Source organism: Dyadobacter sp. SG02 (assembly GCF_900109045.1).
Lineage (GTDB): Bacteria > Bacteroidota > Bacteroidia > Cytophagales > Spirosomataceae > Dyadobacter.
In genome coordinates this window covers 328,386-340,494 of sequence record NZ_FNYL01000004.1, presented here as the reverse complement: position 1 = coordinate 340,494, position 12,109 = coordinate 328,386, and the positions used below count along the sequence as shown (strand labels likewise).

Below are 12,109 nucleotides of genomic sequence, written 5' to 3'. Positions count from 1 at the left end.
GAAATCAGGCTGCTTCGATCGCATTCGAGATTTCCCCGAAAATAAAATCGATTTCACCTATTCCGTTGATAGCGATAAACTTACCTTGTTCCTGGTAATAATCGGCAACGGGTTTTGTTTTGCTGTTATATTCCTGAATGCGTTTTGCGATCAATTCTTCGTTCTGGTCGTCGGGACGACCGGAAGTTTTGCCGCGGTTCAGAAGACGGGCCAATAGCTCATCGTCGTCAACCGATAATGCGACCATCACCGAAATGCTTTCGTTGTAGCTCGTAAGCAAATTGTCGAGTGCTTCGGCTTGTTTCACCGTTCTCGGGAACCCGTCGAAGATGAAACCCGCACCGTTCCGGTTTTCTTTCAACTTGTTGTCGATCATCCCGATCACCACTTCGTCCGGTACCAGAATACCCTGGTCCATCAAAGTTTTGGCTTTCAGTCCCAGCTCTGTTCCAGCCTGAATTTCCGAGCGTAACAGATCTCCTGTCGAAAGGTGGATCAAATTGTACTTTGCAATTATTTTTTCACTTTGGGTACCTTTCCCGGCGCCCGGAGGGCCAAACAGTATAAGATTCAGCATAGTTGCTTCAAAAATTGATGTCGCGGTAGATTGGTGAATAAGCGGCAAATTTACAACTCTTACCATGATGTGTGCGAAATTGTTGCATAATTTTTACAATAAAAATCCCCTTCGTCATTTCCGACAAAGGGGATTCGCTATCGTAAAAGTGGCTCCAATCAGGGAATAACCACCCTTTTCACCGCTCCATCTTCATCCTGAACCACCGTTACGAACAGCGTTCCTTTTGTATTTTTCTTAAGTTCGATCTGACCTACGTACTCGCCTTCGAACTCGTGAATCTCCTTTTTGCCTACTTCCTTACCTTTCGTGTCGGTCACTGTTACCGTCACATTCCCCTTTTTGGGAACGCTGAAACGGAGGTTGAGCACGTCGTCGGCCGGGTTGTTTGTATAGGCGTTCAATGACCGGATGCTCGCTCCTTTGGCATTTGAGCTGTTATCCCAGGCATAATCAAAGCTTTTGCCGAAATTCTTGCCGAAATCCTCCATATCGCGCATCATCATTTTGGCTTTGGGATGGAAGTTTTTGTTGAAATCCTTCTCGATCTTTTTCATATCGTGGCTGAATTTCTCCGAATCCCAATCCAGGTCGTATTTGAAGTCGCCGTCCCAGTGGAATACCATCGGCTCGCGCGGATCGCGGTGGTCGACGATCACTTTTTTGCGTTTTTTGGCTGCTATCACACCGTCGGCACCGTCATCGACGGTGATGGAAATGGTCTGCTTGCGCTTTTTGTCGACATTCAATGAGTCCAGTACTTTATCGACGAATTTCTGCCTTTCGTCATCGCTCAGCGCGCCCACCTTGTAGCTTTTTTCAATGTCGCGTGTCTTGCCGTTATCATCCTCCGTTACCCGGATGTGGATGCTGGTCTTTTGATCGTCGTCATCCTTTTTAGGTTTTTTGTCGGATTGGGCCTGCGCAACGGATAGCAGCGCCGGTGCCGCCACGAGCAGCAGCGACCATGTCAGTTTTTGAATAGAAACAGTTTTCATAAAGCAGTTTTTGTTTTGAGTCTGAATGAATTGCAAAACCATGGCTATGTTGCTTGAGGCGCTGTTAAATAATGTTAAAAACACCTTCGGCCGGGGGCGAAACATTAAATTTGTTCTTGGCAAAATGTCGGGCAAAGTACGGCCCGCGTTGCATACGGGAAGCGAAAATTATGACCAAGCGGAAAATACAAATTATCGTAGGGCTGATGTGCCTCGCATTGATCGGCCTCATCGGCTTTCAATGGTACTGGATCAGGGAGGCGATCGCGATCAAGAACGACCAGTTTAATCAGAAAGTCTCCGAGTCGGTACAGCAGGTGGTGCACCGGTTGGAAAAGCAGGAAATGATGTACCTCCTGCAACGGCGCATCGAGGCCGAGCAGCAGAAAAGCAGGCTTGACCGCATTGCGCAGCTGCGCGAGATGCCCGTGAAGCGGACCGCCCCGGTTACGCCCAAAGCACCCATGCAAGAGCAACTCACCCGCATTCAACCGCGCATGGAAGTGGCCATCGGGCCTAATGGTGAGGAAATCCATTACCAGATCATCACCGAAGCCGTGCCTACGGACGTGCTAAGCCCCAATTTCAGAGTCATGGTGGACCATCAGCAGCGGATTATCGAAGAGTTTTTCCAGGCGCAGCAATATGGTATGGCTGGTATCGACGAATTTATGCGCCGCAGGCTCGACGATGAGCGTCGTTTAGGCAATGCCATGCGCAATATGGGCGATTCCGAAATCCGGCGAAAAGGTGATTTGACAAAAAAGGATTCGGTTGCCAGGAACATAGCGAACCGGAAAGTAACATTGCCGGAAAACTCGAAATGGGCAAAACAGAAATCAAAAACTATCCTGAATACGGGGGAACCTGATCGCGCCGAGCTGCTCAAAGAGGTCATGAAGGATTTTATTTATACCAAAAGGCCGATCGAGCAGCGCGTGAACCGCTTTTTGCTGGATACCTTATTGAAAAAGCAACTCATTCAGAATGGTGTAACCTTGCCCTATGAGTTTGCGGTACGCGGCGCCGTACGTGGCGGGTCGCCGGACAGCCTCATTTTCTCGACCGTGAGTATGCGTCCGGGGGAGTGGGAGGAGCGCTCGTATAAAGCGTCGCTCTTTCCAAACGAGACATTGAGCGCGCAAAATGCATTATATGTGTTCTTCCCTGATCAGCAGCGGTACATTCTCAGCAATATGGGCGTGATGTTCGGCGGCTCGGGTATTCTGATCATCGTGATCATGGCCTGCTTCTATATGGCCGTGACGACCATTCTTCGCCAGAAAAAGCTTTCCGATATCAAGAACGACTTCATTAATAACATGACCCACGAGTTCAAAACGCCTATTTCGACCATCGCATTGGCTGCGGAAATGGCACACGAGAATTCGGCTTCACTGATGGATAATCCCAAAGGCGCGCGGCTTGACCGCTACCTCGGGATTATCCGCGAAGAGAACAAGCGGCTCGGGACGCACGTGGAGAAGGTTTTGCAAATGGCATTGCTCGATAAAGGCCATGTCAAACTGAAAATCACCGAAACCAATATTCATGACCTGATCGGTGCGGCTTTGAATGGCCAGAGCGTGCAGATCGAGCAGAAGGAAGGCGAGGTAGATCTGAATTTCGATGCGGAAGAGGATGTAGTGGCGGCGGACGAGGTGCATATCTCCAATATTTTGAACAACCTCATCGACAATGCGATCAAATATTCGCCGGAAAAGCTGCATTTAATGATCAATACCAAAAATGAAAACGGCGGTATTGCCATATCGATCGCCGATAAGGGCATAGGCATGAGCCGTGAACAGCAGCAGCGCGTTTTCGATACTTTCTACCGCGTACCCACGGGTAATGTGCATGATGTGAAAGGCTTCGGGCTCGGGTTGAGTTATGTCAAAAAGATGGTGGAAGCGCACGATGGAACCGTTCGCCTGCTAAGCAAACCGGGTGAGGGAAGCACATTTACGATCTGGCTGCCGGTCCGCAAAGAGGAGCAAATAGTTTAGAAATATCGCCCGTAACCGCTAACTTGCCGTCTTTTTAAGATGACTAACCGACAGTTACGGTAAATTTCTGAACACGCAATGATTTCCAAAACTTATGCCCCTCAGGAGATAGAGGATAAATGGTACTCCTACTGGATAGAGAACAAGTTCTTTCAGTCGAAACCCAATCCTGACAAAGAACCCTACACCATCGTGATCCCGCCGCCGAACGTCACCGGCGTGCTGCACATGGGGCATATGCTCAATAATACCATTCAGGATATTCTCGTGCGCAAGGCGCGGATGGAAGGCAAAGAGGCGTGCTGGGTACCCGGCACCGACCATGCTTCCATTGCTACCGAAGCCAAAGTGGTGGCGATGCTCAAAGAGCGAGGCATCAGCAAGCGCGACATTACCCGCGACGAATTCATCGAATACTGCTGGGAATGGACGCACAAATACGGCGGGATTATCCTGAAACAACTCCGCAAGCTCGGCGCTTCCTGCGACTGGGACCGTACGCGCTTCACAATGGAGCCGGATTTGTACGATTCGGTGATCGACGTTTTCATCGACCTCTACAATAAAGGTGATATTTATCGAGGCCACCGGATGGTGAACTGGGACCCGCAGGCGCGCACGACCGTTTCCGACGAGGAGGTGATCATGAAGGAGGTGAATCAGAAGCTGGTTTATCTGCGGTATCCTTTGGAAGAGGAGAATGGAGGAGGGACCGAGGGAGGCGTTGTGATCGCTACTACGCGGCCTGAGACCATTATGGCCGATGTGGCGATTTGTGTGAATCCTGCCGATGAGCGTTATCAGCATTTGATTGGTAAGAAAGTGTTGATTCCGTTGATCAACCGGGCGATTCCGATTATCGCGGATGATTACGTGGAAATGGAGTTTGGTACGGGGTGCCTGAAAGTGACGCCAGCACATGATACGAATGACTATGAACTTGGAAAGCGTCATAACCTGCCTATTATCGATCTTCTGAATGAAGATGGTACTTTAAATGAGAAGGCGCAGATCCTGGTAGGCGAAGATCGCTTCATTGCCCGCAAGAAGATCGTCAGGTTGCTCGAAGAATCGGGTAACCTGGTGAAAGTGGAAGAATACCGGTCGAATGTAGGGCATTCGGAGCGGACGGATTCGGTGATTGAGCCACGGCTTTCGGAGCAGTGGTTTCTGAAAATGGAGAAGATCAGCAAGCCGGCGTTCGAGAATGTGATGAACGACACCGTTCAGCTGATTCCCGCGAAATTCAAGAATACTTACCGCCACTGGATGGAGAATGTCCGCGACTGGAACATCAGCCGCCAGCTCTGGTGGGGCCACCGCATTCCGGCTTACTACCTGAACGACGGTACGATTATCGTCGCGAAGTCGAAACGGGAGGCATTGCGGAAGGCCCAGCACGAATACCAGCTTTTTGCATTGACCGAAGAAGACCTTACCCAGGACCCCGACGTGGTGGACACCTGGTTCTCGTCGTGGCTGTGGCCGATCTCGGTTTTCAATGGGATCAAAGAGCCGGATAATGCGGATGTAAATTACTATTACCCGACCAACGACCTCGTCACCGCTCCTGAAATCCTGTTCTTCTGGGTGGCGCGGATGATCATCGCAGGTTATGAATACCGCGGTCAGTATCCATTCAAGAATGTGTACCTGACCGGCATCGTCCGCGACAAGCAGGGCCGTAAAATGTCGAAATCGCTGGGTAACTCGCCCGATCCGATCGACCTGATTGATAAATATGGTGCGGACAGCATCCGTACCGGAATGCTTTTCAGCTCGCAGGCGGGCAACGATTTGCCCTACGATGAGAAGCTGATCGAGCAGGGCCGGAATTTTGGTAATAAAGTATGGAATGCATTCCGCCTCGTGAAAGGCTGGACGGTTGACAGCGAGCTTCCGGTTCCCGAAGGTTCGAAACTGGCAGTACAATGGTTTGAAAGCAAATTGAACCAGACCCTGGCCGAGGTTCAGGACCACTTCTCGAAATTCCGTATTTCGGATGCCTTGAATTCGGTATATAAGCTGATCTGGGATGATTTCTGCGCGCAATACCTGGAAATGATCAAGCCAGGCTTCGAGCAACCGATCGACCTGTCGACTTACGATTCCACGCTCGATTTCTTCGATCGGCAAATGCGCTTGTTGCACCCGTTCATGCCGTTCATTTCGGAAGAGATTTGGCAGAATATTATTGAAAGACGCGAAAACGATTCGATTTGTATCGCGCATTTCCCGCAGGCCGCTGAGTTCGATCAGGCATTACTGAATGACTTTGATATCTTGTTTGAACTGGTCTCTTCCATTCGTAACCTGCGCAATGCAAAAGGTATTAGTCCAAAAACAGCATTGCCACTCGCGATCCGCACGGATGCGGGCGAGCGCTATACTGCATTAACCCCGCTGATCGAAAAGCTGGCGAATGTGGAAGGTATCAGTTATGTGACTGGCGAAGCGGAAGGAACGTCGTTCCGGGTAAAGTCGGATGAGTTCTTTGTGAACCTGGCTGATGAGCTGGATGTGGAAGCAGAGCGCGAGAATCTTTTGCGCGAATTGGAATACACGAAAGGCTTCCTCGAATCGGTCATGAAAAAGCTCTCGAACGAGCGTTTCGTGGCTAATGCGAAAGGTGATATCGTCGAAAAGGAAAAGGCCAAGCAAGCCGACGCCGAGGCAAAGATCGCGACATTGACCGAAGCGTTGGCGAGGCTTAAATAAGCGTCAGAAATACAACTCTTATGTAAAGCACAGGGCATTAGCGCCTTGTGCTTTTTTGTTATGCAAGAATACGGATTAATGTCGATCGGACATTTAAAAAGTGCAACACGACGACCTCGTAAATAGCTCACCCTTAGGATTAATCAATGAATTTATGGAGATAAAATTATATTAATTTTTAAAAAAATTTAATAGCTCAAACTGTTTGGAAATAGGAAAAATCCGGGTGTAAATTTCCTGCCAATCTCATGTAACTCAATTGACTATGGCGGCGAAAACAGTACAGGATCTGGTGGTACCGGTGGGTGTCACCCTCGACCGGTTTATCATGCACAGCCAAAGCGCGTTCCCGTACGCGACGGGCGAGTTGTCGCAACTGCTCCGAGACATCGCGCTTGCGGGGAAGATCATCAACCGGGAAATTAACCGGGCTGGGCTGATCGACATTGTAGGCGGGAACGGGACCGAAAATGTGCAAGGCGAAGACCAGCAAAAGCTCGATATCGTCGCCAATGTCCGCTTCATACGCGCGTTGAAAAACGGTGGGGAAGTGTGCGCCATACTTTCGGAAGAGGAAGAAGACATTATACACACAGGTAACGACCACGGCAAGTACGTGGTAGCCATGGACCCGCTGGACGGTTCTTCCAATATCGACGTAAATGTTTCGATCGGCTCGATCTTTTCCATTTACAGAAGGGTAACCCCTATTAATGGCCCGGCTTCGATGGAGGATTTCCTGCAAGGCGGCCGGAAGCAAATCGCGGCCGGGTACATTCTTTATGGTTCGTCGACCATGCTCGTGTATTCAACGGGCGATGGTGTGAATGGTTTTACGTTTGATCAGTCGCTCGGGGAATTCATTTTATCCCATAAAAATATAGGTACACCGGTTGATGGGAAGATTTACTCTGTGAACGAGGGGCATTACCACAGCTATCCACCGTTTGTGCAGCAATATGTGGCGCAATGCAAATCAAGAAATTTCAGCGCGCGGTACATTGGGTCGCTTGTGGGCGATTTTCACAGGAATATGCTCAAAGGCGGTATTTACCTTTATCCATCCACCAAAAAAGACCCGAAAGGCAAATTGCGGCTCCTTTATGAATGCTACCCGCTGGCGTTTATCACCGAAAAGTCGGGCGGTAAGGCGAGCGACGGGTTCGGAAGCATTCTCGATATCGTGCCGCAGTCGTTCCACCAGCGTTCGCCGCTTTATATTGGCTCGGCCGGGCTTGTCGATGACGTTGTGAAGGGCTGATAACCGGCTACCGTTTTAGTTTTCGTAACTTTGCCGAATGCAGACTACGCAAAACTCATTCGAGCAGTTTAAGCTCAACCGTCAATTGCTCAATGCGATTGAAGAAGCAGGTTACACCGAACCGACACCCATTCAGGAGCAGGCAATACCCGTGGCGCTGGCCGGACAGGACATTCTGGGCATCGCGCAAACCGGTACAGGCAAGACCGCCGCTTATACATTACCTTTATTAATGCGCATCAAATATGCCCAGGGACAGCATCCACGGGCATTAATTATGGCCCCCACGCGCGAGCTGGCGATGCAAATCTCCGAAGCCATCACACAGCTGGGTAAATACACCGACATCCGTACCGTGGTACTCTACGGCGGCGTCGGCCCGAAAACGCAGATCGAGGCATTGCGTAAGGGCGTCGACATTATCGTAGCTACGCCGGGGCGGTTTATGGATTTGTATTTTCAGGAAGAAATCGTCGTAAAACACCTGAATGCGATGGTGCTCGATGAGGCTGATAAAATGATGGATATGGGTTTTATGCCCCAAATCCGCAAGCTGCTGGAAATTATCCCGCGTAAACGGCAGAATATGCTTTTCTCGGCCACATTTTCAGGTAAGGTCGAAAACCTTTCCCACGAATTTCTCGAATTCCCTACACGAATCGAAGTCACCCCGCAAGCAACTGCTGCCGAAATGGTGACTCAGGTGCTCTACGAGGTGCCGAACTTCCGTACCAAAATCAATTTACTATCCTATTTACTGGAAGACAAGGAGGTTCTCACACGCGTACTTGTGTTCACGCGCAGCCGTGAGGTAGCCGGATTGGTGCATCAGAATTTGCTCAACCGGGTAGTACCTGAGGCCGAATTGCGCGTAATCCATGCAAACAAAGGACAAAATACCCGAATCAATGCCATGGAAGCATTCCGGGAAGGGAATATCCGCGTAATGGTAGCGACCGACGTGGTAGCACGCGGTATCGACATTACCGAAGTGAGCCATGTGGTCAATTTCGATGTGCCGTTGATCTATGAAGATTATGTCCACCGGATCGGTCGGACGGGCCGGGCGAATACGGTCGGTAATGCGATTACCTTCATGACCATCGCCGACGAGTACCATATCCGGAAGATCGAGGCGATGATCCGGACAGAGATCCCGAGGGCGGAGTTCCCCGATGATGTCTACATTGCCGAGACGCCTTTCCAGGAGCGACAGGATATGTTGCGCGAGATCGATAACCAGCGCCGGAAAGAAGATCCGACGTTCAAGGGGGCGTTTCACGAGAAGAAGCACAACTACCCCACGACCAGAAAACCCTCCGGGAATACCAGTAAGGGCCGCAGGGGAGGGGCCGGAAGAAGTAAACGCCGGTAATGCAATACAATTCCAATAAAACCGTTTAACTTGGACAATAGAAAACCTGTCTTCTATTAAAGTCAATTATGAAAGAGTCTGTTGTAATTTGGCTTGCCCTTTTGATACCTGTGCTGAGCTTTGCTCAAAACACGCATCTGGCAAGCGCGGGTCCAAGCACAGATACGAACGTTGCCCCCAAAAAGTCCCTTGATTTAAAAGAGAGACGCATTATCCCGCTCTTCGGGGAAGTGAGTAAGACATCGGAGCAGATTGATGAAGAGATCAAATTCCTGAGTGAATGTGACAAATCATTTTCCAGCCGCGCGGAAGCCAGCAGTTTTTTTGCGACCCGTGCGTGGGAATATTTGCAGGAAGGTTCTCTGGACACGGCCTGTTACCGCTTCAATCTCGCCCACCTGTTGAACGACAAGAATGTGGAGGCTTACTGGGGGCTCGGGGTTGTATCGTACCAGCGCGAAAACTGGGTGGATGCCAAAAGAATGCTGAGTAAGGGCGTGAGCCTGCAAGGAAACAATGTGCCATTGCTGGTGGATTTATCGACGGTTGAACTGAAACTGTATGCGATTACCAGCCGGAAAGAGGAGTTGGACGAGGCGGGCGATTTACTGAAACACGCAGTTTCCATCGATTCGACTTATGCGCTTGGACAGTATAATCTGGCTTTGCTACATTACAATCTCAGCGAGCTCGACAAGTCGTGGGAACATTTGCACAAAGGCCGGAACCTGGATTTCAGCCAGCTGAACCTCGACTTTGTTGAACTACTTAAAGCCAAGATGCCCGACCCGCAAGGGTTTTTCAAGTAAGGTGGCATAGTCCCGAAATTCAAAGTCTCCCGCTTGGGAGACTTTTTTGTTTTATTTATATTGCTCATAATCATTTGTTTACCTTAAATGTGGTATAATTTTTGTGCAGAGTGACCTTATGAAACAAAGAATCTGGCTCTTCTTCATTCCGCTTTTTTGCCTGGTCTGCCCGGTCCGTGCTCAATCGGTGAAAGTGATTAAATACGAGGATTTGGAGCGGCTCGTGCGGGTGAAGGACGATACTTTGAATGTGATCAATTTCTGGGCGACGTGGTGCGGGCCTTGCGTGAAGGAGCTGCCGCAGTTTGAGGCATTACATAAAACCGGCTCTTCGAAAAAAGTGAGGGTACTGCTCGTGAGCATGGACGATGTCAAAACGCTGGATAACAAGGTGAAGCCTTTTGTAAAACAAAGGAAGCTGAAATCGAAAGTCGTTTTACTGAATGAGCCCGATCTCAACACCTGGGTGGATAAGCTGGTGCCCGAATGGTCGGGCGCATTGCCTATGACGCTGATCGTGAACGAGAAAAGTCAGGTGAGGAAATTTATTGGTAAACCGGTGAAGGAAGGAGAGTTGCAATCCATTATCAATCAATTATAAACGCATACGCTTATGAAAAAGGTAAAAACCGCATCATTTCTGGCGCTGTTACTGGCGTTTTGCATTCAGAGTACCGCATTTAAGGCTGATGGCTACAAAGTGGGCGACGAGGTTCAGGATTTCAGTTTGAAAGGGATTGATGGTAAAATGGTGTCGCTCGGCGGTCAGAAGGACGTCAAAGGCTACATTATCGCATTTACATGCAACACCTGCCCGGTTGCGAGGGCTTATGAAGAGCGGATCATCGCATTGAACGAAAAATACGCGGCCAAGGGCTACCCCGTGATCGCCATTCAGCCGAACGACGTGAATGCCTCGCCCGGTGATTCGTTCCAGGCCATGCAGCAGCGTGCCAAATCGAAAGGTTACACGTTTCCGTACCTGTCCGACGAAACTCAGAACATTACCAAAGCATTTGGCGCGACCAATACGCCCCACATGTTTGTGGTAAGAAAAGACGGTGAGAAATTCAAAGTGGCCTACATCGGCGCGATCGACAACAACCAGGGCGATCCGCAGGCCGCAAGCCAGAAATATGTGGAGAATGCAGTGAATGAGCTGCTGGCTGGTAAAGCAGCCGTTACCACGCCATCGGCGAGAGCGGTGGGGTGTGGTATTAAGTGGAAGAATGCTTAAAAATCAAAAGCCCGGAAATTTCCGGGCTTTTGATTTTATTGGAAGAAAAATCCTGTCGGTGTGATGCCTACCTTGATAGAATCGACCACATTTCCGTCGCCACGGTAACGCACTGCGTAGCCTGACTGGGTCTGGGAAGGCGTTACGGCAGCGTACAGCAATCCTTGGGTAGGATCGATGGTCAAACCGGTGAAATAACGGCTGATAAACGGTTTGCTTACATCAACCTGTGAATCTGTAATGTTGAACTTGTAAGTTTTACCGGATGCATTGAAGTTGGCGTCAAACTCTGTCAATACAAAAAAGATTGTTTTCAGGTCGTTGCTCATCGTAAACGAACCAGGGACTTTCGCAGCATCGGTTCCGATGGCCAATGTAGCCTCCGTTACCAGCGATTCAGGGTTCAGACGCAATGCTTTGATACCTGCATTAATCCAAACCTTACCATTCACATCAACACCGATCGGCGTCACCACGCCTTCCATTGGAATCGATTGGGCAACCTGGTCGGTATTGGTATTGATAACCGTCAGAATTTTTCCGTTGGTAAATGTGGTCGTACCTACAAACAGCTTTCCGGCATTGTAAACGAGGTTTTCAGGCCCCTTCGCAATATTGATTTTCTGCGTCACCTTTTTTGTGGTCAAATCAATTACCGCGATATAGCCTGTACCGTACTGATAATCTGAATTACTGCCCCAGCAAGAAACGTATGCTTTTCTGCCGACGATCACTACTTCGCGGGGATTTTCGATATCCGGTGCGCCGATGGTACCCTCGTCCTTGAAAGTGTAGCGTTCTACGAACTGCACCTTGTCCTGGCCAGCCGCCGAATTGTCAACGAGGATAATGCCCTGCTCTTCCGATGCCGCATAATCCTGCACGCCGCCCTTCAATGCTGTTCCGTTTGCTGCCGCGAAAACATCGGCGGTAGCCGTGTTGTTTTCCCGCGCGAAATGGGAGATACCACCATTATTTTGCAAAAAATTACCCTCATTCATTACAAAAACGCCACTCACATAATCACCCTTTGGTGCCGGGTCACTTTGGTTACACGACCATACTGCGAGGGTAGAAAACGCTATCGCTAATGAACTGGCTAACTGTTTTTTCATTTTCATTGAT

At 49.5% G+C, this 12,109-nt stretch carries 10 protein-coding genes; 7 read left to right on the top strand and 3 right to left on the bottom strand.

The window, feature by feature from the left end; all coding sequences use genetic code 11:
* Positions 1-4: 4 nt before the first annotated feature.
* Positions 5-577 carry an adenylate kinase gene (locus tag BMW93_RS11480; RefSeq protein ID WP_090375509.1) on the bottom strand — a complete coding sequence of 191 codons (573 nt, stop codon included), beginning with the start codon at positions 575-577 and terminating at the stop codon, positions 5-7.
* Between the two features lie 158 nt (positions 578-735).
* Complete coding sequence (locus BMW93_RS11475) at positions 736-1,575, bottom strand: T9SS type A sorting domain-containing protein (RefSeq protein ID WP_229240367.1); 840 nt, start codon at positions 1,573-1,575, stop codon at positions 736-738.
* A 170-nt stretch (positions 1,576-1,745) separates the two neighbouring features.
* Between BMW93_RS11475 and BMW93_RS11470 the strand changes: the two genes are divergently transcribed.
* The 7 genes from BMW93_RS11470 (at position 1,746) to BMW93_RS11440 (ending at position 10,984) form a co-directional block, all read left to right on the top strand.
* Positions 1,746-3,584, top strand: coding sequence for a sensor histidine kinase KdpD (locus BMW93_RS11470; protein ID WP_090375505.1), 1,839 nt, complete (start codon positions 1,746-1,748; stop codon positions 3,582-3,584).
* A gap of 78 nt (positions 3,585-3,662) precedes the next feature.
* A complete protein-coding gene (locus BMW93_RS11465; protein WP_090375503.1) occupies positions 3,663-6,302 on the top strand; it encodes a valine--tRNA ligase in 2,640 nt (879 codons plus the stop codon).
* A 265-nt stretch (positions 6,303-6,567) separates the two neighbouring features.
* Positions 6,568-7,563, top strand: coding sequence for a class 1 fructose-bisphosphatase (gene fbp, locus BMW93_RS11460; protein ID WP_090375501.1), 996 nt, complete (start codon positions 6,568-6,570; stop codon positions 7,561-7,563).
* Between the two features lie 37 nt (positions 7,564-7,600).
* Positions 7,601-8,938 (top strand): DEAD/DEAH box helicase, encoded by a 1,338-nt coding sequence (locus BMW93_RS11455; protein ID WP_090375499.1) that lies wholly within the window; start codon positions 7,601-7,603, stop codon positions 8,936-8,938.
* Between the two features lie 68 nt (positions 8,939-9,006).
* On the top strand, positions 9,007-9,747 hold the full coding sequence (locus BMW93_RS11450) for a M48 family metallopeptidase (RefSeq protein WP_229240366.1): 741 nt from the start codon (positions 9,007-9,009) through the stop codon (positions 9,745-9,747).
* 118 nt (positions 9,748-9,865) lie between these two features.
* Positions 9,866-10,348, top strand: a complete 483-nt coding sequence (locus BMW93_RS11445; RefSeq protein WP_090375497.1) for a TlpA disulfide reductase family protein — start codon at positions 9,866-9,868, stop codon at positions 10,346-10,348.
* A gap of 12 nt (positions 10,349-10,360) precedes the next feature.
* Positions 10,361-10,984 carry a thioredoxin family protein gene (locus BMW93_RS11440; RefSeq protein ID WP_090375495.1) on the top strand — a complete coding sequence of 208 codons (624 nt, stop codon included), beginning with the start codon at positions 10,361-10,363 and terminating at the stop codon, positions 10,982-10,984.
* Positions 10,985-11,019: 35 nt separating this feature from the next.
* Here the strand turns inward: BMW93_RS11440 and BMW93_RS11435 are convergent, their stop codons facing one another.
* Entirely contained in the window at positions 11,020-12,099 is a 1,080-nt protein-coding gene (locus BMW93_RS11435; RefSeq protein ID WP_229240365.1) for a YncE family protein, read from the bottom strand.
* Between the last annotated feature and the right edge of the window lie 10 nt (positions 12,100-12,109).